This is a genomic window from Streptomyces sp. NPDC104371 (assembly GCF_055583785.1).
This window is the reverse complement of sequence record NZ_JBVJNF010000003.1, coordinates 152352-175711: the sequence shown is the minus strand read 5'-3', so window position 1 is coordinate 175711 and position 23360 is coordinate 152352. Positions and strand designations below refer to the sequence as shown.

Annotated in this window: 18 protein-coding genes and 1 pseudogene; 7 read left to right on the top strand and 12 right to left on the bottom strand. The window is 69.2% G+C overall.

The window, feature by feature from the left end; translation table 11 throughout:
• Positions 1–15: 15 nt before the first annotated feature.
• Positions 16–3075: an amino acid adenylation domain-containing protein gene (locus ACZ60T_RS11450; RefSeq protein ID WP_469665694.1), complete on the bottom strand. Its 3060-nt coding sequence runs from the start codon at positions 3073–3075 to the stop codon at positions 16–18.
• 58 nt (positions 3076–3133) lie between these two features.
• Positions 3134–3577, bottom strand: a complete 444-nt coding sequence (locus tag ACZ60T_RS11445; protein WP_365627914.1) for a pyridoxamine 5'-phosphate oxidase family protein — start codon at positions 3575–3577, stop codon at positions 3134–3136.
• Between the two features lie 227 nt (positions 3578–3804).
• Between ACZ60T_RS11445 and ACZ60T_RS11440 the strand changes: the two genes are divergently transcribed.
• Entirely contained in the window at positions 3805–4170 is a 366-nt protein-coding gene (locus ACZ60T_RS11440; RefSeq protein ID WP_365627910.1) for a hypothetical protein, read from the top strand.
• A gap of 22 nt (positions 4171–4192) precedes the next feature.
• On the opposite strand, the gene ACZ60T_RS11435 is transcribed toward ACZ60T_RS11440, so the two are convergent.
• Together ACZ60T_RS11435 and ACZ60T_RS11430 are read right to left on the bottom strand one after the other, a co-directional pair.
• Positions 4193–5314 (bottom strand): lipid II:glycine glycyltransferase FemX, encoded by a 1122-nt coding sequence (locus tag ACZ60T_RS11435; protein ID WP_469665693.1) that lies wholly within the window; start codon positions 5312–5314, stop codon positions 4193–4195.
• 133 nt (positions 5315–5447) lie between these two features.
• On the bottom strand, positions 5448–5936 hold the full coding sequence (locus ACZ60T_RS11430; RefSeq protein WP_365627904.1) for a MarR family winged helix-turn-helix transcriptional regulator: 489 nt from the start codon (positions 5934–5936) through the stop codon (positions 5448–5450).
• Positions 5937–6126: 190 nt separating this feature from the next.
• Between ACZ60T_RS11430 and ACZ60T_RS11425 the strand changes: the two genes are divergently transcribed.
• On the top strand, positions 6127–7491 hold the full coding sequence (locus tag ACZ60T_RS11425) for a pyridoxal phosphate-dependent decarboxylase family protein (RefSeq protein WP_469665692.1): 1365 nt from the start codon (positions 6127–6129) through the stop codon (positions 7489–7491).
• Positions 7492–7535: 44 nt separating this feature from the next.
• On the opposite strand, the gene ACZ60T_RS11420 is transcribed toward ACZ60T_RS11425, so the two are convergent.
• The 8 genes and pseudogenes from ACZ60T_RS11420 to ACZ60T_RS11385 form a co-directional block, all read right to left on the bottom strand.
• Entirely contained in the window at positions 7536–8573 is a 1038-nt protein-coding gene (locus ACZ60T_RS11420) for a 2-hydroxyacid dehydrogenase (RefSeq protein ID WP_469665691.1), read from the bottom strand.
• Positions 8570–9193, bottom strand: a complete 624-nt coding sequence (locus ACZ60T_RS11415; protein WP_469665690.1) for a histidine phosphatase family protein — start codon at positions 9191–9193, stop codon at positions 8570–8572. Before ACZ60T_RS11415 ends, ACZ60T_RS11420 begins: the two co-directional genes overlap by 4 nt.
• Complete coding sequence (locus ACZ60T_RS11410; RefSeq protein WP_469665689.1) at positions 9190–10677, bottom strand: FGGY-family carbohydrate kinase; 1488 nt, start codon at positions 10675–10677, stop codon at positions 9190–9192. The genes ACZ60T_RS11415 and ACZ60T_RS11410 overlap by 4 nt, the downstream gene beginning before the upstream one ends.
• Positions 10674–12176, bottom strand: coding sequence for an FGGY family carbohydrate kinase (locus tag ACZ60T_RS11405; protein WP_469665688.1), 1503 nt, complete (start codon positions 12174–12176; stop codon positions 10674–10676). Before ACZ60T_RS11405 ends, ACZ60T_RS11410 begins: the two co-directional genes overlap by 4 nt.
• Positions 12177–12180: 4 nt before the next feature.
• The gene (locus tag ACZ60T_RS11400; protein ID WP_365627885.1) at positions 12181–13431 is read right to left on the bottom strand and encodes a sugar ABC transporter permease; all 1251 of its coding nucleotides are present in this window, start codon (positions 13429–13431) and stop codon (positions 12181–12183) included.
• Positions 13428–14171: pseudogene (locus ACZ60T_RS11395) on the bottom strand (ATP-binding cassette domain-containing protein); the annotation flags it as partial. The gene ACZ60T_RS11400 and the pseudogene ACZ60T_RS11395, both read right to left, overlap by 4 nt.
• Positions 14172–14286: 115 nt before the next feature.
• Positions 14287–15354 (bottom strand): ABC transporter substrate-binding protein, encoded by a 1068-nt coding sequence (locus ACZ60T_RS11390; protein ID WP_469665687.1) that lies wholly within the window; start codon positions 15352–15354, stop codon positions 14287–14289.
• A 127-nt stretch (positions 15355–15481) separates the two neighbouring features.
• The gene (locus ACZ60T_RS11385) at positions 15482–15811 is read right to left on the bottom strand and encodes a DDE-type integrase/transposase/recombinase (RefSeq protein ID WP_469665686.1); all 330 of its coding nucleotides are present in this window, start codon (positions 15809–15811) and stop codon (positions 15482–15484) included.
• 457 nt (positions 15812–16268) lie between these two features.
• Between ACZ60T_RS11385 and ACZ60T_RS11380 the strand changes: the two genes are divergently transcribed.
• From ACZ60T_RS11380 to ACZ60T_RS11360, 5 genes are all read left to right on the top strand, one after another.
• Entirely contained in the window at positions 16269–16910 is a 642-nt protein-coding gene (locus ACZ60T_RS11380; protein ID WP_469665685.1) for a hypothetical protein, read from the top strand.
• The gene (locus tag ACZ60T_RS11375) at positions 16907–17983 is read left to right on the top strand and encodes a hypothetical protein (RefSeq protein ID WP_469665684.1); all 1077 of its coding nucleotides are present in this window, start codon (positions 16907–16909) and stop codon (positions 17981–17983) included. The genes ACZ60T_RS11380 and ACZ60T_RS11375 overlap by 4 nt, the downstream gene beginning before the upstream one ends.
• A gap of 73 nt (positions 17984–18056) precedes the next feature.
• Positions 18057–18368 (top strand): hypothetical protein, encoded by a 312-nt coding sequence (locus ACZ60T_RS11370; protein WP_469665683.1) that lies wholly within the window; start codon positions 18057–18059, stop codon positions 18366–18368.
• Between the two features lie 7 nt (positions 18369–18375).
• Positions 18376–22881, top strand: coding sequence for a DUF6531 domain-containing protein (locus ACZ60T_RS11365; protein ID WP_469665682.1), 4506 nt, complete (start codon positions 18376–18378; stop codon positions 22879–22881).
• Positions 22878–23357, top strand: coding sequence for a hypothetical protein (locus ACZ60T_RS11360; RefSeq protein ID WP_469665681.1), 480 nt, complete (start codon positions 22878–22880; stop codon positions 23355–23357). Before ACZ60T_RS11365 ends, ACZ60T_RS11360 begins: the two co-directional genes overlap by 4 nt.
• Positions 23358–23360 lie beyond the last annotated feature (3 nt).

Genomic DNA, 23360 nt, shown 5'->3' with positions numbered 1-23360 from the left:
CGCACGGGCGATCCGTCACGGGCGCTCTATGTAGCCGGTGGCGTAGAAGTACTCCAGGTAGCGGTCGAGCAGTTCGGCGTCGACCGGCGGGCAGTGCAGGCCCGTCGTGGCCAGGTCCCGTTCGACGTTGGCCCGTCCCACGGTCGGGAAGGTGCCCTCGAAGTACATCTCCTTGACGGACATGTCCGCCTGCTTGCAGCGGTCCACGCACAGGGAGACGAACGGGGCGGTGGGGCTCGTGGGGTGCTGGGCGACATGACGGACGAGTTCGCCGACCCACTCCTCGTAGGGGAGCCGCTCGATGCGGTGGCCGTGGGTGTCCATCCGGTCGAGCATGTCGGTCAGGCTCGCCGGGCGGGGGTTGGTCAGGTGGTACGTACGGTGGTCGGTGCGATGCCCGGTGGCGATGTGCACCACCGCTTCGGTGAGGAAGTCCACCGGTACGAAGTCCAGCGGCAGCGGGATGTCGGGGGCCAGCCCGGTCTCGGCGATCGTCCGGAACAACGAGCAGATCGCGGTGTCCGTGTTGCACGCGCCGGACTGCCGGTCGCCGGTGATCTCGTACGGCCGGTAGACCGCCACCGGCAGCCCCTGCTCGGCGGCGTCGCGCAGCACCTCCTCGGCCACCCACTTGCTCTCGGCGTAGCCCATGGTGAGCTGATCGGCGTGGTCCAGCGGCAGGTCCTCGTCCACGTGCCGCACACCGGCGGTGCCGAATCCGGCCAGCACCGCGATGGTGGAGAGGAAGTGCACGGGCACGCCGCGCCCGGCCGCCAGCCGGACGAGCTGCCGGGTGCCCTCCACGTTGGCGCGGCGCAACGCCTCGTACGGATAGAGGAAGTTGACCTGCGCGGCCGAGTGGATCGCCAGGTCGAGGGTGTCGGCGAGTTCCTCGGCGCGGCCCGGATCGAGGCCGAGTCCGGGCTCGGCGAGGTCTCCGGGGAAGCACACGACGCGGTCGGGGGTCGCCGCGTCGGCGAGGCCGAAGCGGGCCAGGTTCCGCATCACCTTCTGCTGGGCGTGCGCGTCGTCGCGGCTGCGCACCGGGCAGTGCACGCGCGCGTCGGTACGGCGCAGCAGGCGGTCCAGGAGGAAGGCGCCGACGAACCCGGACGCACCGGTCAGCAGGACGTCGTGCGGATGCCGCCAGTCCGGCTCCGGGCCGTGGGGCGGGGCCAGGGTGAAGCCCAGCCGTGCCTCGGCGCGGAAGTCGGTGGCACCCAAGTCGGCGTCCGTGTCGGGCTGTTGGCCCTTGACGGCGGTGAGGGCGGCGACGGCGGCGGTGAAGTCCTCCAGGGTGGGCGAGCGCAGCAGGCCGTGGATCAGGGTGCGGCCGTAGCGGGCGTCGAGGTCGAAGGCGGTCAGGGTGCGGGTGACGACCTCGGCGGCCAGCAGGGAGTCGCCGCCGATGTCGAAGAAGCCGTCATCGGGGGCCGGACGCACGCCCAGCACGGTCTGCCACACCTGCGCGAGCACGTCCTCGGGGCCGGGTGCCGGGGGCTTCTCGTTCTCGGGCACCGTGACCGTCTCCGCCTCCGTCTCGGTGGCGGTCAGACCGCGCAGCCGGGCGCGGTCGACCTTGCCCGCCGCGGTCACCGGGAACCGCGCGACCTCCACCAGCCGCGTGGGGACCGCGGCGGGCGGCAGCCAGGCGGCGAGGCTGTCGCGGATGCGGTCCACGGGCAGCTCCTGACCGGGCCGCGCGGGTGTCACGTATCCGATCAGGCTGCCGTCCTGAAGTTCGACCACGGCTTCGCCGACCGTGTCGTCCGCGCGGAGCCGCGCCTCGATCTCGTCGGGTTCGATGCGATAGCCGCGCAGCTTGAGCTGGCGGTCCACCCGGGCCCGGTACTCCAGGACCCCGTCCGCACGGCGCACCACTCGATCACCTGTGCGATACAGCCGCGTACCGGGTTCGAAGAGGTCGTCCACGAAGCGCTCGGCGGTCAGCTCGGGGTCGCCGAGATAGCCGAGGGCGAGCCCGTCGCCGCCGACGAGGAGTTCGCCCTCCTCGCCGGTGTCCGCGAGGGTGCCGTCCGTACGCACCACGTAGCACGTGGAGTTCTCCAGCGGGCGGCCGATCGGCACCGCCGTCGCCTCGGGCGGCAGATCGTGCACCAGATGCGCGGTGGAGACCACACTGTTCTCGGTCGGACCGTAGAAGTTGACCACAGTGGTGTCCGGGCAGGCCGCCAGGATCGCGCGGGCCAGCTCCGGGTCCATGGCCTCACCACCGGCCGAGGCGAACCGCAGCGAGCGCAGGGCCGACGGCCTGGTGCGGCCGATGTGGTGGAACACCCCGGTGGTCAGATAGGCCACGCTGACCCGCTCGGCCAGCAGCCGGGACTCCAGCGCGGCCGGTGACAGCAGCTCCTCCTGATCCGCGATCACCACACAGGCACCGGCGAGCAGCGAGGACCAGATCTCGATCGTGGACGCGTCCGAGGACAGCCCGTACGCGTGCAGCACCCGCTCCCCGGGCCGCGGTCGCTGCCACACCAGATCGGAGGCGGCCAGCCGTACGACACCGCAGTGCGGGATCGCCACGGGCTTGGGACGGCCGGTCGAGCCGGAGGTGAACATCACGTAGGCGCAGTCGTCGGGGAGCACCCCGGCCCGCGGGACCGTGACGGGCGCGGTCGGCAGGGCGGCTCCCAGGTCGATACGGGTGCGTACGCGCCGGATGCGGCAGACGCTGCCCGGCAGCGTCACCACGGTCTGCACCCCGGCGTCCTCGGCCATCGCCTGGAGCCGGCCCGGCGGTGAGGCGTCGTCGAGGGGGACGTACGCCGCACCGGCCTTGAGGATGCCGAGGAACGCGACCAGCGCTTCCAGCGACCGGCCGCCGCAGACGCCGACCCCGTCGCCGGGCCGCACCCCGGATTCGAACAGGCGTGCGGCCAACGCGTCGGACCGGGCCTTCAGCTCGCCATAGCTGATGCTGCGGCCGTGCTGGAGGGAGGCGGTCGCGCGCGGCCGGAGCCGCGCCTGGACGTCGAACAGCTCATGCAGACAGCGATCACGCGGATACGGCACCGTCCCCGCGTTCCAGGCCGCCTCCGAAGGCATCACCATGTCAGTGACCATCGGGATATCCCGTCCGTCCCGCACGTGGACCCGCCACGCGCGGGGCTCAGGTGTCGAACTCCGCGGCGAAGGCGGAGAAGTCGGCCGTCCGCCACCTCTGCGGCCGCATGCGTACGAGGATGTCGTCGGCCAGTTGCTGATGGTTGGCCGCCAGATACGCCGCCGCGTTCTCGGCCTCCAGGTACCGGTGGGCCAGCGCCTCGCGCTCGGCCGGGGGCAGCGGATCCTCGATGCCCACCACCGGACCCTCCACGCTCACATAGCGGTACGGTGCCCTCTCGTCCTGCACACAGAGGCTGAACCGTCCGGCCTCACGGATGAGACGGGCCTTCTGCGTCTTGCGCCCGGTCTCGATCGCCACCAGCCCGCCGGGCTCGTAGGAGTACCAGAGCGGCACCAGCAACGGCCCGCCGTCGTGACGTGGGTCGTCCACCCCCAGGACTCCCACATGAAGACCGGCGAGGAACGCCTCCCGGTCTTGCACCGACATCCTCAGATCCACGGGTACCACCTCGATCGGGAAGGGCATCGCGAACAGTGAGTGCTGGTCCTGGGCGGACGTATGGGCCGGGCGAGTGACGGCACGGCCCCTACCAGGCTTCCATCTCACCCGGGTGGCCGCATCCCGGGCGCCCCCGGTGGCGCTGTGCCGGGGGTCCGGGCGGTGGCGGGGCCCTCTATGCTGGTCACGGCGGGACCGGGGGAAGGAACGGGATCATGGGCTGGGTCTGGGTAATCGCCGTCCTCTTCTGGACGGGTGGCTTCGCTTGGGCGGCCGACAACATCCGCACCGCGCTGCGCAATCGGCACGAGCGCAAGATGCAGATGATGGAGGCGGAGAAGCAGGACCGGCTGGCGGTCGAGGCCGCGAACAAGCCGCCGGAGCCCGTGTGCGGTTGTACGCACCATCTCGCCAAGCACGACAAGCAGGGCCGGTGCCACGAGCGCGTCGAGGTGCCGACGGCCTGGGACGAGAACAAGAAGCCCCTGCGCTACGAGGCCGGTCAGTGCAACTGCCAGCGGTACGTGGGGCCGCAGCCGCTGTCGCAGGTGTACGCGGACGATCTGACGGACCTCGCCTGACCGGAACGGCTCCCCACCGTGCTCAGCGGCGCGCCATGTAGAAGTCGAGCGCCTTGTGCAGGACGCGGTTGAGGGGGTAGTCCCACTCACCGAGGTACTCGACGGCCTGACCCCCGGTGCCGACCTTGAAGCGGAGCAGCCCCAACAGGTGGTTGGAGTCCTCCAGCGTGTCGGTGATCCCCCGCAAGTCATAGACGGACGCGCCGAGTTGATGGGCGTCCGACAGCATCCGCCACTGGATGGCGTTGTTCGGCTGCACCTCGCGCTTGCGGCTGGTGGAGGCGCCGTACGAGTACCAGACGTGCTCGCCCACGATGAGCATGGTGGCGGCGGACAGGACCTCCCCGTCGTGGTGGGCGAGGTAGAGCCGCATCCGGTCCGGGTCCTCGGCGGCCAGCGCCTGCCACATCCGCTGGAAGTAGGCGAGCGGGCGCGGGATGAACCGGTCGCGCTCGGCGGTCTCGACGTACAGCGTGTAGAAGGCGGGCAGATCCTCGAGGCCACCGCGTACGACCTTGACGCCGGCCTTCTCCGCCTTCTTGATGTTGCGCCGCCACTGCTGGTTGAGATTGCGGTGCACCTCGTCCAACGAGCGCCCGGCGAGCGGCACTTGGAAGCAGTAGCGCGGCTGCCCGGCGGCGAAGCCGTCCTCGCCCTCCGCCTCGGCCTGCTGCCAGCCCAGGCGGCGCAGCCGGTCGGCGATGTCGAAGGCGCGCGGCTCGTACGCGGTGGCCTCCACGTCCCGCAGGCGGCGGGCGGCCGGGTCGGCGATGGCGACCTTGACGGCGTCCGCGTCCCAGCGCCGTACGACGACCGGCGGACCCATCTTCACCGAGAACGCGCCCTGTGCCTTGAGACGGTCGAGCAGCGGGCTCAGCCACTCCTCCAGATCGGGCGCGGACCAGTCGATGACCGGGCCTTCGGGCAGATAGGCGAGGTACCGCTTGAGCTTGGGCACCGGCCGGTAGAGCACGAGCCCCGCACCCACCAACTGGCCCTGCGCATCGAACCATCCGAGGCTCTCCGCCCTCCAGTCGGGCTTCACCCCGCCCCACGACGGCACCTGCATATGGCTCGCGGACGGCCGGGAGGCGATGTACGCCAGGTGCTGTTCGCGGGTGATCGGCTCGACGCGGTAGGTCATGCGCGGGGCTCCTCGGACGGGACGGGCTGTCGTGGGACGGGTCGGACGGCTGCGGGTCGGGTCGGACGGTCGCGGTCGGCGTTCCGCACCCATGATCTCTTACGCTCCCCGCGCGGCAAGCGGTACGGCGTGGTCAGTCGGTGCCGTCGCGCAGGGCCCGGTGGATCTCGTGCAGTGCGCCGGTCAGCCGGGTGTAGTCGTCGTGGGGCACCGGGGTGACGAAGTACCGCTCGACGACGCGCGCGTGGACATCGGCAGCGCGAAGGAACACGGCACGGCCCTGGTCGGTCGGTTCCACGAGGACGCTTCTGCGGTCCGCGCGGGACGGCACGCGGTGGACCAGACCGGCCTCCTCCATCCGGTCGATCAGACGGGTGATGCCACCGCTGGTGAGGGTGAGGTCGTCGGCGAGCGCGCGTTGCGAGACCTGCTCGTCCGTGTCGCGGCAGAGCCGGATGAGAACCTCGAACATCGTGTGTCCGATGCCGCAGTCCTGCCGCAGGGCGGTGTCGATGCGCTGTTCCAGCCGGGTGGCGGCCTTGATCAGCAGCCCGAAGTCGCGCACGAGTCGGCTGTTGGCGGCGCGGGCGGCCTGATCGGCCCGCGGATTCGCGGCATCCACCTGCGTATGTCCTCTCGCCGCCCTGCGTCTGCCCGCGCTCCGGATCACCTGCGCTGCCCGGTGATTCTACTGCCGCATCACCTACCGACTGATCAATTACTGAGCAATCAATTGCTGAGCAGTCAGCGAAGTTCTATGGTGTGCCCACCCCGTACCCGCCACACCCGTACCCGCCGAGAGAGGGAGAGCAGTGGAACTGGAGCACTGGCTCGGCCGAGCCACGCACGCGATACAGCGGTGGGCCGACACCTTCGGCCCCTACGAGCCGCACCCGTCGCTCCATGTCGACGAGGACCGCTTCGCCGCGGCGTTCGAGGAGTTCACCGGCCGACTGCGGGACAACTACCCCTTCTTCCACCCCACTTACGTGGGCCAGATGCTCAAGCCCCCGCACCCCGCCGCCGTGGTCGGCTATCTCACCGCGATGCTGATCAACCCCAACAACCATGCCCTGGACGGCGGTCCGGCAACGGCCCGGATGGAGCGGGAGGTTGTCGCGCGGCTGGCCACGATGTTCGGCTACGACACCCACCTCGGCCATCTGACCACCAGTGGCACCATCGCCAACCTGGAGGCGCTCTTCGTCGCCCGGGAGCTTCATCCCGGGCGGGGCATCGCCTACAGCCAGGACGCCCACTACACCCATGGCCGGATGTGCCGCGTCCTCGGTGTGGAGGGCCATCCCGTGCCCACCGACGACCGGGGCCGTATCGACCTCGGCGCCCTGGAGGACCTGCTGCGCACCGGACGGGTGGGCACGGTCGTCCTGACCGCCGGGACGACCGGGCTCGGGGCCGTCGACCCGATCCACGACGCCGTCCCGCTCGCGCGGCGCCACGGCGTCCGTGTCCATGTGGACGCGGCGTACGGCGGCTTCTTCACGCTGCTCGCGGGCGCCGACGGCCCCGCGGGGCTGCCGGCCGAGCCGTGGCGGGCGATCGCCCTGTGCGACTCGGTCGTCGTGGACCCCCACAAGCACGGCCTCCAGCCCTACGGGTGCGGCGCCGTCCTCTTCCGCGACCCCGAGGTGGGGCGCTTCTATCTGCACGACTCGCCCTACACCTACTTCACCTCCGACGAGCTGCACCTCGGGGAAATCAGCCTGGAGTGTTCCCGCGCGGGCGCCTCGGCCGCCGCCCTGTGGCTCACCTTCCAGCTCCTCCCGCCCACGCCCGACGGTCTCGGCACCGTCCTCGCGGCGGGGCGCCGGGCCGCGCTGCGGTGGGCGGAACTCATCGACGGGTCCGAGGTCCTGGAGCTGTACCAGCGGCCGGAGTTGGACATCGTCAGCTACTTCCCGACGGTGGATCCCGCCGCTCTGTCCACCATCGACGCGGTCTCCGCGCGGGTCCTCACCGACGGGATGACCGGCCCGGACCCGGTGTTCCTGAGCACCCTCAGGGCCGACCGCGAGGCGTTCACGGCCCGCCACCCGAAGGTCGCCGCGGACGCGGACGGCGCCCGTGTCCTGCGCAGCGTCCTGATGAAGCCGGAGGCGGAGCACCACGTGGAACACCTCCACGCCCGGGTCGAACAGCTCGTCCGGCAGCGGTGACCGGGGCGTTCCGGCCGGGCGTGGCGCGCGGCCGGAACGACCGGCTATCGGCGTTCGAAGGCCTGGACCTCCGGGTTCGCGCAGTGGGCGAGCGGGGTGCCCGCCAGGAAGCGGGCGACCTCCGAGGCGGTGATGGACGCGGCGTTGAGAGCGGTCTGCTTGCTGGCACCGGCCAGATGCGGCGTCATCACGACATGACGGGTCGTCAGCAACCGTGCGCCCGCCGGGATCGGCTCCTGCGGGAAGACGTCGAAGGCGGCGCCGAAGAGCCGTTCGGCGTCGAGCGCGTCGCACACGGCGTCGTAGTCCACCAGGGACCCTCGGGCGCAGTTGACGAGCACGCCGCCCGGGGGCATCAGGTCGATCATCCGCCGGGAGATCAGGCCCTCGGTCTGCGCGCTCGCTCGGGCGTGAACGGTGACGAACAGGGAGCGCCGCATGAGGTCGGCCAGGTCGGTGACCTCGGCGGGTGCCGCGTCGTCCGCGCTGACGAAGGGGTCGCAGACGAGGACATGTGCTCCGAATCCCCGGAGGATCCTGGCCACTTGGGACCCTACGGCGCCGTATCCCACGATGCCGACGGTACTGCCCGCCAGTTCGGGTCCGACCTTCTCGAACATGTAGTAGTCGCCCCGCCAGGTGCCACCGGTGAGGTCGGCATGGGTGGCCGGGACACGTCGGGCGGCGGCCATCATGAGCGCGACCGTGTGCTCGGCGGTGGCGGTGGCGTTGCGGCCGGGAGCGAAGGAGACGGCGACGCCGTGCCGGGTGGCCGCCTCCAGGTTGGCGTTGACCGGGCCGCCGCGGCTGACGCAGAACAGGCGAAGGCCGGGGCTGGCCTTCAGGACCCGTTCGGTGAGCGGCGCCATCTGGGTGACGCAGATGTCAACTCCCTCGAGGGCCTCGATGAGTTGCTCCTCGGTACCCGACGCCTCGCGTACTTCGGCGACGGCTCCGAAGGGTTCGACCGGCCAGGGGAGGGTGATCTCGCGGAACGTGGCATCGGGGGCGACGGCCCGAAGGCTGTCGGTGAGCAGGGAGTTGAGGACGAAGTGGTCACCGGCGGTGAGAATGGTGGTCACTTGAGGGCTCCTGGGGTCACGGGGCGGTTCAGCGTCAGCAGCGAGGACACACCGTCGCGCAGGACGACTTCGGTCAAGGCGCAGTTGTCCAGGTACGGGAAGATCCGGCGGTACTCGCGCGGGGGCAGGCCGAGCAGGCGGCACAGCGCGAGCCGGATCGCCGTGGAGTGGCCGACGACCAGGACGCGGCCGTCGGGGTGGTGTGCCCTGAGGTCGGCGAGGAACGCCAGATAGCGGTCCCCGGCGTCGACGGGGTTCTCTCCCTCGGGGAAGTGGTGGGCGACGGGGTCGCGCTGGAAGGCCGCCAGGTCGTCGGGGAAGCGTCGGCGCATCTCGGCGCGGGTGAGTCCCTCGGCGACGCCGAAGTCGAGTTCGCGCAGGCGCCGGTCCACCCGTACCGGCAGCCCGGTGCGCGCCGCACCCGGCTGTGCGGTCTCGCGTGAACGGGTCAGCGGGGAAGCCCAGATGGCGGCAAGTTCCGCCTGCTCGGCCCAGTCGGCGAGCGCTTCCGCCTGGGCGTGGCCGCGCGCGGTGAGCGCGACGTCGGTGCCGCCCGCGTACCTGTTCTCGGCGTGCCATACGGTCTCGCCGTGGCGGACGAGGATGACATGGGTGCTCATCGCGACCTCCTCTCTCGTGCGTGGGATGCGACGGCGCCGGGGAGCCAGCCGCGCTGGACCAGCAGATCGAGCAGCCGGAGGTAGCCCTCCTCGTGCCGGTCCCCCTCGGCGCTCCGTGGTTCCAGGGTCCGGTCGAGCCGCACCATCGCGGCTGCCGCGCTGTCCAGCGGTTCGTGGGTCGAGGCGGCCAACACGGCCATGCCGAGGGCCGGTTGGGCGTTGCGGGGCAGGGTCACCGGGCGGTGCAGTACGTCGGCGCGCAGTTGGTTCCACAGGGGGTTTCGGGTGGCGCCTCCGGTGAGGACGAGCGCGCCGTCGGTGGGGGCGCCGAGGTGGTCCACGTAGTCGAAGCAGAGCCGTTCGACGTAGGCGGCGCCTTGGAGGAGCGCGGCGAAGTCCTCGGCGGGCGCGGCGGGTTCGCGGGTACGGAAGGCGCGGGCGTCCGGGGCGACGAAGGGGAAGCGCTCGCCCGGCGAGACCAGGGGGTAGCGCAGCAGGTCCGTGGGCAGCAGCGTGGCGGCCTCACGGGTGAGCCGGTCCAGGTCGCGGTCCGCGAACTCCCGTGCCACCAGGCCCGCTCCGACGCTGGAGGCGCCTCCGAGCAGCCAGTGCCCGGACGGTGACCGGTGGGAGTAGACGACGCCGTGCGGGTCGTGGACGAGGTCCTTGGTAACTCCCTTGAGGACGAGGGTGGTTCCCATGACCGAGTTCCAGCTTCCGACGGCGGTCGCGCCGGAGCCGAGCTGTGCCGCGCAGCCGTCGGTCGTCCCGGCGACGACGGCGGTGCCCTCGGTGAGCCCGGTCTCGGCGGCTGCCTCGGCGCCGACCTGCCCGATGACCGTGCCGGGCAGCACCAGTTCGGGCAGGATCGCGCGCGGGATCTCCAGCGCGGCGAGGACCTGCTCGGGCCAGGTCACCTCGGCGGCGTCGGCGCCGGTCTTGAGGGCGTTGCTCGTGTCGGTGGGGACGTCGTGCCCGACGAGCCTGCGGTTGACGATGTCGTTCTGGTGCGCGAGGCGCCAGCCGTCCTGCGCGGCGCGCGGGTACCGGTCGAGCAGCCAGCGAAGCTTGGGCAGGGCCCAGGAGCGCTGCATCCGCCGGTAACCGGCCTTCGTCCACTGCCGCTCCCCTGCGGCGTTGACGCGTTCCACCTCCGCCGCCGCGCGACCGTCGTCGTACATCAGCCCCGGAGTCATGGGCCGCCCGCGCCGGTCGAGCAGGGTGATCGTGCCGGAGGTCGCGTCGACGGCCACCCCCTGGACCCGGCGCAGATCGGCACCGGCCGCACGGGCCTGCCCGATCGCCGTGCACACCGCGCGCCACCACTCCTCGGGGTCCTGCTCATGGCGCTCCCCCTCCCGGCGGCTGGTGAGCGGGCACGATCCCTCGCCCAGCAGTCGGCCGTCGGACGCGGCGACGACCACGCGGACCCCTTGGGTCCCCAGGTCGATCCCCAGCCAGGCGTCCCCTCCGGCGGCGGTCATGCCCCGGCTCCCGTGGCCGGAGCCGCCGGGGTGCGGCCGAGTGTCCAGACGGGCCGGTTCAGCTCCCGCAGCCGCAGGAAGTGGGCGTAACGGTCGCTGAACTCCTCGGACTTCGCCCGGTCGGGGTCGTAGGTGGCGGCCACCCGCACATACCGGTCCGCCGCGGCCTGGAAGCCGGTTTCGCGGCCGGTGGCGACCAGGCCGGTCAGCCAGGCGCCGCGCGCGCCGACCTCGGTGTCGGCGGGGATCGTGACGGGGACGCCGGTCATGTCGGCGATCAGCCGCATCCAGAAGTCGCTTCGGGTGCCGCCGCCGCAGAGGGCCAGTCGGTCCGGCGCTCCCGGGGCGGCGGTCAGGCAGTCGCGGATGGTCATGGTGACTCCCTCCACCAGCGCGCGGGCCAGGTCCTCCCGGCTCGCCTCCAGGGACAGGCCGGACAGGGAGCCGCGCGCGGTGGGGTCGAAGAACGGGGCTCGCTCTCCGGCGGGCGAGAGGTACGGGACGAACCGTATCCCCGCCGCGTCGTCGCGGCCCCGCGCCGCCAGGCTCATCAGGTCCGCGGCGGAGGCCAGTCCGAGCATGCGGGTCGCCCAGTCCAGGACGTCGCCGCCGCTCATGGTGGGGAAGGCCCGCAGATAGCGGCCCGGTACGCCGAGCGTCACGGTGATGCCCACCGGCTCGTCGGTGACCACCGTGTCGGTGACGACCTCCGTGGCCAGGGTGGTGCCGAGGATGCAGCAGGCCTGCCCGCTCGTCACCGCTCCGGCGCCGATGGCGGTGGCGCAGATGTCGTACGGGGCCATCACCACCGGGATACCCGCGGGCAGGCCGGTCTCGGTGGCCGCCGCCGTGCTGAGGGGGGTGATCCGGTGGTCGTCGTCGCGCAGCTCGGGCAGCAGCCGCCGGGCCCACTCCATGTCGTAGAGGTCGAACAGCCGGTCGGACCACGCGCGTTGACGGATGTCCAGGAACGGCGCCGACGCGTCCGACTCGTCCACGGCGGGCTCCCCCGTCAGCTTCAGATGGAGCCAGCCGCCGCAGGTCAGCAGGTGAGTCGAACGTGCCACCCGGTCGGGGTCGTGCTCCCGCAGCCAGGCCAGTACGGCGTGGGGCATGCCGGTGGACAGCCGGGAGCCACAGATCCCGAAGGCCTCCTGGGCCACCCCGGTGCGCTCCCACCGCTCGATGTGCGCGGTGGCCCGGCCGTCGTTCCACAGCGCGGCGGGTCCGGTGGGACGGGCCTGGTCGTCGACCAGCCAGGCGCCGTCACCCTGGGCGGTCAGCGCGACCATGTCGGGTGGGGCGGGCAGCGCGGCCACGACCTCGGCGACGCAGGCGACGACCGCCGCCCACACCTCGTTCATGTCCTGTTCGGCCCATCCCGGCCGGGGGCGGGTCACCTGGGTGGGGCGGCGGCTCAGCGTCAACTCCCGCCCGTCGTCGCCGTATCCGACGACCTTGATGGTGGTGGTGCCCGCGTCGATGGCCAGCGCAGTCACCTTGTCACCCCCTTCCGTGGGCCTGCCGGGAGCGGCGGGCCACTGAGTCCAGACCGACGGCGATGAGCAGAACCGCACCGGTGATCACGAACCGGTAGGAGGAGTCGAGGTTGAGGAGCGTGAGCCCGCTGGAGATCGACTGGATGACGAGGACGCCGAGCAGGGCGGCGAAGGCCGAACCGCGGCCGCCGAAGAGGCTGGTGCCGCCGATCACCGCCGCGGCGATGGCGTTGAGGTTGACGTCTCCGGTGCCGGTGCTCTGGTTCGCCGCGGCCAGCCTCGACGCGGCCAGGATGCCGCCGGTCGCGGCCAGGCCGGAACACAGGACGAACGCCGCGGTGTACACGCCCCGTACGTTGATCCCGGCCCGTCGGGAGGCCTCGGCGTTGCCGCCGACCGCGCAGAGCGAGCGTCCGAACTTGGTGCGCGTGAACACGTAGTTCATCACCAGCACCAGCGCGACGAAGAACACGAACATCCAGGCGACGCCGCGCGTCCGGTTCAGATAGGAGACGGCGAACAGCAGCGCCGCGAGCAGCAGGAGTGACTGCGTGACCAGCCACTGGAGCGACGAGGACGACAACTCCGCGCGGCGGCGGGTACGGGCACGGACCCACCCCGTCGCCAGGAACCCACCGGCCGCCGCCACCGCCAGCGCGTACGCCAACCAGTGCGGCACGAACCACAGTTGGGCGAAGCGCACCAGCGTGGAGTCATAGGGGAGGTTGATCGCGTTCTGGCCGCGCAGCAGCCACAGTTGGACGCCGAGGAAGGCCAGCAGTCCGCCCAGGGTGACGACGAAGCTGGGGACGCCGACGCGGTTGAACACCTGGCCGTAGACCCACCCGATCAGACAGCCGGCGGCTATGGCCGCCAGGACCGCGAGGGCCATCGGCTGCTCGTGCTTGACCATGACGACGGCGGTGATCGCGGCCGAGACACCGCTCACCGACCCTACGGACAGGTCGATCTGACCGACCATCAGCACACAGACGATGCCCAGCGCGAGAACCCCCACCGGGACCATGTCGAAGGACAGGTTCACCAGGTTGGTGCTGGAGAGGAAGGTCGCGTTCAGTGACTGGAAGATCGTCCAGATCACCACGATGCCGCCGATGACCGGCAGCGAGCCCAGGTCACCGTCGCGTACGCGGCGGATCGCGGCCCGAAGGTTGTCGGTGATGCCCTGAGGTGTGGCGAGGCGCTCGTCCTGGAGGTCGGTGGCCGTCGCCACGGAGGTGCCGAGGGATGTCACAGCTCTCCCTTCTCCGCTTGCGGGGAGGTCGCACGGCGGGCGGCGCGGCGCGCCACCACGTTGTCGGTCGAGCCGGTGATGGCGGCGACGATCTCCTCGGCGGAGACGCTCGCGGCGTCGAACACGCCGTTGTTCCGGCCCAGTCGGAGGACGGCGACACGGTCGGCGACGGCCCGTACGTCCTCCATGTTGTGGCTGATCATCACCACGCCGAGCCCCTTGTGCTTGAGCCGCTCGACGAGGTTGAGCACTTCGGCCGTCTGCGCGACACCCAACGCGGCCGTCGGCTCGTCCAGCAGGACGATCTGCGGGTCGCTCAGCAGTGAGCGGGCGATCGCGACCGTCTGACGCTGACCGCCCGAGAGGGCCGCCACCGGCACGTCGAGGGTGGGGATCTTGGCGGACAGCTCCCGCAGCAGTTGCCAGGAGCGCTTCTCCATGGCGACGTCGTCGAGCATCCAGGGCCGAAGTTCCTGTCCCAGGAAGAGATTCGCCTTGACGTCGAGGTTCTCGCACAGGGCCAGGTCCTGGAAGACCGTGGCGATGCCCCGCGCGTGGGCCAGGGCCGGTGAGTCGAGGGACACCGGCTCGCCGCGCAGGACGATGCTTCCGGCGTCCGGTGTGTACACCCCTGAAAGGACCTTCACCAGCGTCGACTTGCCGGCGCCGTTGTCCCCGACGACGGCCACGACCTCACCGGCCGCCACATCGAGATCTACGTCGGTCAGCGCGGCGACCGCGCCGAAGTGCTTGCAGATGCCCCTCAGCGACAGCACGGTGTCCGTGGCCGCGCCGGGAACCGCGGTGGCTTCGCTCATGTTCGCCCCTCCCTGTCACCTCCGTCGGAAGGGATCGTCACTGGATGCCCAGGCGGCGGCAGTCGGCGGCGTACGGGCGGGTGCACACGTCCTTGGGCTTCAGCACTCCCTCGGGGCCGAAGACGACCTGCTTGAGGTTCTCCTGGGTGACCACGGTCGGCTTGAACAACTGCGAGGGGGTGTCGAAGAGCGTGGTGGTGGCCTTCGGCTTGTCGCCCTTCATCAACTGATGGGCCACCTCGGCCGCCGCCTCGGCGACGATCTTGAGCGGCTTGGAGATGGTGTTGTACTGGCTGCCCGCGACGACGCGTTGGATCGCCGCGAGTTCCGCGTCGTTGCCGGTGACCGGCGGCACCTTCACACCGGCGGCCTTGAACGCCGCGATCGCTCCCCCGCCGGTACCGTCGTTGGCCGCCACCACACCGGCGATGTCACCGTGGTACTGCGCGATCTGCCCGCTCACCCACTGCTGGGCCTTCTCCGGGGACCAGTCCGGGGTGTCGTACTCGGCGAGCCGCTTGAAGTCGCCTTCCTCGATCCCGCTGTGGATGCCCTTCTTGATGAGTCCGGCGGCGGCGTCGGTGGGTGAGCCGTTGACCTCCAGCAGACCGCCCTTGGCGCCGCTCTCCTTCAAGTGCCGCACCAGCGACTGGGCGATGGACTTGCCGATCGCCTCGTTGTCGAACGACACGTAGAAGTCGACGGGCTTCTTGGGGATGGGCCGGTCGTAGGCCACGACCTTGGCGCCCTGCGACTGCGCGGTCTGCACGATGGTGGCCGCCGCGGCTGAGTCCACCGGGTCGATCACCAGGACCTTGGCGCCCTGCGCCAGCGCGGAGTTGGCCTGCTGTTGCTGCCGGGCGGCATCGCTGTCGGCGTTCTGGTAGATGACCTCGCAGGACGAACACAGCTCGCCCATACGCTTCTTGAACAGCGGCGCGTCGTACTGCTCGTAGCGGGTGGAGGCGAGGTCGGGCATCAGGAAGGCGACCTTGCCGGATGTGCCGTCCCCCTTGGCGGACTTGGACGTCGGTTCCTCCGCGCAGGCGGTGAGGGTGCCGAAGGCGAGGACGCCTATGAGGGCACCACTGACCAGTTTCCTCATGTTCCGCTCCTTGATCCGAGACCGATGGCCACCGACCGGGGTCGTGTGACGTAACGCACAAGAAACTCGGCGGAGTTGGGAATGTCAACAGATGCCGAGAACTGAACACGAAGGCCTGCTCGTTCGCTCAGCGTGCTTGTTCGCTCACCTGGCACGGGCGAACATCGGTGTGCCATGCTCCTGCGGGAAGTGCGGGACAAACCGAGCGAGCTTGGCAGCCGTGGTCGGCCAGATGGATCAGCTCGCCCGGAGCGACCTCACGGCTGGCGAGGGCGTACTCGAGCGTGGTGAGGACCAGGTCGGCGTCCGCGTGGACGGAGGTTTCCCAGGCCACCACTCTGCGGGAGAAGGCATCGCGGATGGCGGAGAGCCACAGCGGTCCCTCCAGGGCGGGGATGTGGGTGAGGTTGGTGACCCACAGCCAGTTCGGCCCGCTCGCGGTGAAGTCGCGTTGCACCAGGTCAGGGGCAAGGTGGTGGTGCGGCGTGGGCTGATGCCGGAGAGGGCGGCCTGGCGCCATCGGTAGTAGGTGGAGGTGGGGATGTGCATTTCCCGCAGGACGCACTCGACTCCCAGGTGCGGGTGCTCGTCGATGAGCCCTGTCACCTGGCCGGGTCGGGTCGAGTTGCGCCGCGAAAAACGCCGAGGCCGTCCGCAGGACTTCGTTCGCGCGCTCGAGCTGGGCGTTCTCCTTGCGCAGCACGGCGAGCTCGGCACGTTCTCACGGTGGGTGACACCCGTGATGGCTGCGCCGATCAAGCAGACGATATCCAGATTACGGGCTTTCGGGCGTGCGATATCGGCCAACTCTTCGCCCCACGAGCCAAGGTGGATCGTTCGCATGGAAGCATCTGCACCTTGAGTATTTGTCCATTACCCTGAGACACCGTCGTTAGTCCCGTCTGGAGCCAGAAGTGAACCGCCGTTTCCCGCCCGTTGCGGTCGCGATCGCCGCAAGTACCGTGCTCTTGCTGACCGGCTGTGGATCCGGGGGTGACGATGAATCGTCCGACAAGATCAAGGGCGCTGGACAGGAAAAGGACGCCTCGGCGTCCGCCGGCCCGTCGGCGGAGCCGGACGGGGCCAAGCGGCCGGAGATCGCGCTGCCCAAGTCCTTCCAGGTCGCCTTCGACGGCTGGACGAACAGCGATCCGAAGCTGCAGGCCATCCTGGACGACGGCAAGGAGCGCCTCCGCGCCTCCTACGCCGCAATCATCAACAAGGACCCGCAGCACGACGCCTTCAGCTTCTACAGCGAGAGCGACGCGCTGCGGACCGGCACCGAGTGGATCAAGGGATTCACGGACAAGAACCTGGTCCTGATCGGCAAGGGCCGGGTCTTCAAGCCGCAGCCCCGCATCAGCCCGGACGGCTCCGGAACGCTCTTCTACTGCGTGGACGAGGGCAAGGGATCCACCAAGGACACCAAGACCGGCAAGGTCACCGCCACGCCTGCCGATGACGCCCTCGTGCTGTACCGCACGAAGCTGCGCAAGACCAAGGAAGGCATCTGGAAGACCACGATGGTCCAGACCGAGCGGGGAGCCTGTCAGTGAGGAAGCAGCCCCGCGCCGCAGTGCTACTGACCGTCGCGTCCTTGTCGGCCACTCTGCTGACCCCGGCGACCGCCTTCGCCTGGGGAACGGACCCGGGAGAGGGGGCTGTACCACCCGCCGAGGACAGCGCCCAGGGCACGGCCAGCGGATCGGAATTGGGGGCCGAGGTCACCCGCACCCGCATTGTCGTCACGCAGTCCGGCGGCGGCACGGCCAAGCCGTCCTCCGGCGGGCTGACCTCTGTCGACCCGAACTGGAAACCCCCGGCCTGCTGGTACGAGCCGCTCGCAACGCCGCAGCAGCTCAAGGACGCGACGGAGAAGATGAAGAAGGGCGACCTGTTCTCCGTCAACTTCGGCCGCCGCTGGGGCAAGGACCTGCTCGTCGACGCGTTCGGCAAGGGCGATGCCACCTTCACCGATACCCCGGCCAAGAACTACAACGTGGGCAAGAAGGGCATGTTCTGGCGTGCGGTGGCCCGCATGGACCGGGCGAACGACCCCGAAATCCTGGACTGCTCCAAGAACTTGTTCTGGCAGAAGGCCGGCACCGTCCCCGACGACCCGAACGCCCCCACCCCCGAGGTACTGGCCGCCTACGCCTACGACAAGATCCGCGTCCCGGACACCGAGGTCGAGCTGAAGCCGCAGGGCACGTCGACGGTGAACCTGCCCACCTGGATCTGGCTGGACAAGGCCGTCTTCAAGGACGTCACGGTCCGCGCCGAACTCCCCGAAACCCCGCTGTACGCGGTGACGACCGCGAAGCCGGTGGCCCTGCACCTGGAGCCGGGCACCGAGGATGCGAAGACCTTCCCTGCCTCCGGTGACTGTCCGGTCAACGAGGACGGCTCTATCGGCGCCCCGTACACCAAGGGCGCGTCCAAGGAGGATCCGCCGTGCGGTATCTCCTACATCCGCGCCACGGGCGGCGAGCCGTACCAGATGAAGGCCTCCGTCACGTGGGAGATCTCCTGGAAGGGCACCGGCGATGCCAAGGGCAGGCTGCCCAACGGCACGTTCGAGTCCACCCAGGACATCAATGTCCAGGAGATCCAGTCCATCAACCGCTGACCAGGGCTTACGGACTCGTCGACCGGTCGACACTACACGCAAAACCATCTCAACATCCACGGGGCGGACACGTATGTCGGACCTGAAGAAGGATGCGGAATCCCTGCACAAGGCGGCCGCCGCGCTGGGCAAGGTGGATGACCGCACCCGCAAGCCACTGCACGACTTCAAGGCGGCCTCGCACGACCTGTCCGCCTTCGGCGTGCTGGGTTCGCTGATGAGCGCCAAGGACGACATCCAGGACGGCATGGACACCATCGCCAGGCTCACCAAGAACCTTCACAAGGAGTGGGAGACCGAGGCCAAGTTCCTGGGCGATGTCTCCGACGCCTTCGACCTGCTGGACGTCCTGCTGACCGCTGCGGCCCGCGCCAAGAAGGGCTGAGCCGTACATGGACTTCGACATCATCCCCGGCGACCTCGACGTTGGCGACCTCAACCCGCTGCACTGGATCAACAAGGCCAACCATGCCTTCGGCGACACCCTCGCCAGCGGTCTGGAGTTCCTCGGCATCACCGACCCGGCCGTCGACCCGGACGGCATCCGCGAGATCGCCAAGCAGTGGCGGGCCCTGGCCAAGGGCCTCGACGCCGCGGCCCGCGATGCCGAGACGGCACTCAAGGACCTGGAGTGGGAGGGCAAGGCCGCCAAGGCCCTCCACAAGCGGGCCAAGACCGCCCGCGCACAGGCCACCGACATGGCCGACTCGCTGCGCACGGGCGCTAAGGCCCTGGACGACTTCGCCGACGAAGCCCACGAACTCCTCAGTGAGATCGGCGTGATCCTCGCGGAGATCGCCGAGTTCGAGATCGCGGGCCTGGCCCTGTCGGTGCTCACCGGCGGCCTGTCCACAATCGCCGGCAGCCTCGCGGCCGGCGCACGGGCGGCGAAGGTCGTCGCGCTGATCGCCCGGATCGAGAAGTCCGGGACCCGCATGGCCCGGGTCATCCGCACCGTCATGGAGGCCATCCGCGGCCTGGAGCGAGCACTGAAAGCCCTCGGAGAGATCAAGACGATCGCCAAGGCGGGCAAACTCGCGGGCGAGGGCATGAAGTTCTCCGCCTTCGACGCGGCGCTGCGCGACCCCGGCGCCTTCAAGGACCCCGGGAAATTGGCGGAGTTGCTGGCCACCGGTGCAGCCTTCGGAGTCGGCGCAGGCGTCCTGGGCAAGGCCCTGGGTAAGGGGTTGGGTAAGCTCAAGCCCAGCGAACTCGCCAAGCTTGGCAAAGCATTGAAGCTGGACGGCTCTGGCCTGTCACGGCTCAAACTGCGCCCCTCGGAGTGGGAGAAGCTACCTGCCTCCATCAGGACCGCGCTCAAGAAGGTCAAGCTCGACCCGATCGACGTGGCCACCGGCGACATGCTGCTGCCGCAGACCGATGTCGAGTTCCCGGCTGCCCTGCCGCTGATCCTGGAACGCACCCACATCTCCTCCTACCGGTGGGGCGGCTGGTTCGGCTCTTCGTGGGCCTCGACCCTCGACCAGCGCCTGCAGGCCGACGACGAGGGCTTCGTCTACGCCGCACCCGATGGCGCCCGCCTGATCTACCCGAGACTGAACCCGGACACGGACGGACCAGTTCTCCCCGAAACCGGGGAGCGACTGCCGCTCACTTGGGACACCGAGGTTGAGGGCGCGCTGCGCATCACTGACCCGGCATCCGGGCTCGTATACGTATTCCACACACCGCGCCCCACGACGGATGGGGAAGCGGTCGACCTACCTCTGCAGGCCATTGTGGACCGCAACGGCCAACGGATGACCATCCACTACGAGTTCGATGGCACTCCCGTTGGGCTCGTCCACAGCGGCGGCTACCGACTCAAGCTCGACTGCCACCCCGATCTGCCGCGGATCAGCGCTGTGCGACTACTCGGCCCGGACCAGCCCTGGGACAGCACGGGCACGCCGTTGGTCTCCTACGGTTACAACGACGAGGGCCACCTCGCCGAGGTCACCAACTCCTCCGGGATTCCGCTGCGTTTCACCTACGACGAAGTCGGCCGCATCACTTCCTGGACCGACCGCAACAACACTTCCTACCACTACACCTACGATGACCAGGGCAGGGTCGTCCACACGGAAGGCAGCGACGGCTTTCTCACCGGCACCCTCGCCTACGACGACACGACGCGAACCACCACGGTCACCGACTCTCTGGGCAACCGGACCCGCTACGAGCACAACGAGGCCAGCCGTCTCATACGCGAGACGAATCCTCACGGGCAGTCCGTACATCAGGAATGGAACGACAAGCACCGGCTGGTTGCCGTCACTGATCCGCTCGGCCAGATCACCCGCTTCTCCTACGACGAGAACGGGCACCTCGTGTCGATCCTGCGAGCGGATGGGCGCGAGGAGCGGACGGAGTACAACGGCCTCGGCCTGCCCATAGCGGTACACGGTCCTACAGGCGCCGTCTGGCGTCAGGAATGTGACGAGCGCGGCAATCGTACGGCGATCATCGACCCGGCTGGGCAGTGGACCCGTTTCACCTACGACGTGAACGGCCTCCCCACTGCGGTGATCGACCCACTGGGTAACACCACGACGATTCACTGCGACGCAGCAGGGCTTCCGATCTCGATCACTGACCCGTTGGGAGCGGAGACCCGCTACGAGCGGGACACCTTCGGCAGGCCAACCGCGATCACCGACGCCACCGGAGCAACGATCTGTCAGGAGTGGACTGCCGAAGGCCACCTGGCTCGCCGCGTCTCCCCGGACGGCGCCACCGAGTCGTGGACCTACGACGGCGAAGGAAACTGCACCAGCCACACCGACGCTACCGGTGCGGTCTCCCGCTTCGAGTACACCCACTTCGACCTGCTCTCCGCCCGCACTGGTCCAGACGGAGCACGCTACGAATTCACTCATGACACCGAACTGCATGTCACCCAGGTCACCAACCCTCAGGGCCTGACCTGGAACTACACCTATGACGCCGCAGGCCGGCTCGTTGCTGAGTCTGATTTCGACGGCAGGGAACAGCATTACGAACTGGACGCCGTCGGCCAACTGGTCGCGCGAACCACGCCACTGGGCGACAGAATCACCCATACCTACGACGCACTCGGCAATCTCACAGCCAAGACCACCAATGGCACCACGACCCGGTTCGAGTACGACGCGGCAGGTCTTCTGACCGCCGCGACATCCCCGTCCTCGACGCTGACGCGAGAGTACGACCTCCTGGGCCAAGTACTCTCCGAGACGGTGGACGGTCGCTCCACTGGCTACACCTATGACGCCCTGGGGCAGCGTGTCTCGCGCACCACCCCCTCTGGTGCTGTCACACATCTGTCCTACGACGCGGCAGGAAACCGCACCGAACTGGCCATACACGGCCGCACACTCGCCTTCACCCACGACGAGATCGGCCGCGAACGCGAACGCGCCCTGAGCACGGTCTCCGGCCACGTGACCCTCGCCTCCGCCTGGGACCAACTGGGCCGCCTCACCAGCCGCGCCCTCACCACTGCTCAGGGCACCCTCCGCCAGCGCTCCTACGACTACCGCGCGGACGGCCACCTCGCCCAGATCACCGACCAACTCACCGGTACAGCACGGCGCTTCAACGTCGACCCGGTGGGGCGCCCAATTGAGGTCACTGCGGACGGCTGGAGCGAGACCTACGCATACGACAGCGCCGGCAACCAGACCCAAGCGCACTGGTCGACCCGCTCACTCGACGCCGAGGCGCGCGGTGAACGCACTTACGTCGGCACCCGCCTCCGCTCAGCCGGGCAGATCCACTACGAACACGACGCCGCAGGTCGAATGACATGCCGTCGCAAGGCACGCCTGTCTCGCGCCACAGATGTATGGCGCTACACCTGGGATACGGAAGACCGCCTGACATCCTGCACTACCCCAGACGGCACGGTATGGACCTATACCTATGACCCCCTGGGCCGCCGCACGGCCAAGCACCGCATGGCAGACGACGGCCAAACCCTCAGCGAGTCCCTCTACTTCTCCTGGGACGGCTCCGTCCTGGCCGAACAGCACGACCCTGCCACCGGAATCGTCCTCACCTGGGACCACGAGGGCTATCGCCCCCTGGCTCAGCTCGAGCGCAAGCTCATGCCGTCCTGCCCGCAGGAAGAGGTCGACGCTCGCTTCTACGCGATCGTCACCGACCTCGTCGGAACCCCCACCGAACTCGTCGATGAGCACGGAGACATCGCCTGGCACACGCAGACCACTCTGTGGGGCTCCACCACCTGGAACAGCGACGCCACGGCCTACACCCCGCTTCGGTTCCCCGGCCAGTATGCCGACGCGGAAACTGCCCTCCACTATAACTACCGTCGCCACTATGACCCCACCACCGCCCGATACACCAGCCCCGACCCTCTCGGCCTCTCGCCGGCCCCCAACCCCCTCACCTACGTCCACAACCCGCTGGCGGCGACTGACCCGGAGGGACTTGCACCCTGTCGGCAAGACGTGGCGGACAGCTTCAACGTCCGACGCAGAGCCGTGATCAATCCGGGACGCGTGTTCCGCGGAGATACGCGACTTCCCGAGAAGATTTTCAAGAACGGCTTCCACCCGAAGGGGGCCAATGAAGATATCGGCCAGTACGCGCTCCACGACACGCCGTCGAACTGGGTAGGTACGAGCAAGAGCGCCATGCAGGCTAGCAACTTCCCACAGTCGGCCCGAGGTCGTGGGACATGGGTGTACGAGATCCGCGGGAACGGATATGGCGTCGACGTAAACCGGTCATTGGGTGGAGCCATACGATCCTGGATACGCGGGACCGGATTCCCGACCGAACGAGAAGTGATTTACCGGAACATCGACCCGAGTAATATCGTCCGCGCGGAAAGATGGCGCTACGCAAGGCCCACCGGCGAGATCATCGAGAATCCGGAATACAGGCAATGAATGAGGATATTCCAGTTTACGTCCAACTGGACAACCAGGAAGCCGAATGGAAGATGGTGGTCGAGGGCGAAGGCCCCTGGCACCTGCGACTGGAGTCACCTGATGGAGTCGAGGCTGCGGCCAGCGGGGACAACATTTTCGAGGCGCTGCGATCCATTCGGGTGGAGCTGGCTCCGAAAGGGGTGACTATCTGCTGCAATGGCGCGCGAGTTGATGTCAGGCCATCAGGTCTTTCTAAATCACATGGCGGATGGATGGTCTACGTTCTGCACATGTGGCTTCCGTCGACGACTCGCGACCTGGTTCCGACATTTGGCCGCTGCCCGGCCAGGCTTGTTGGCTCCGTGGAAGAGCAGGACGTCTACTGGGAACGTCATCTCAAGAACAGAAGGAACTGGATCAACTTCATCAACCCCGCCTGGTGGATCTACTTCTTTCTGGGTTTCCGGGGCAAACCCAGAAAGAGGCAGTGGTGACTA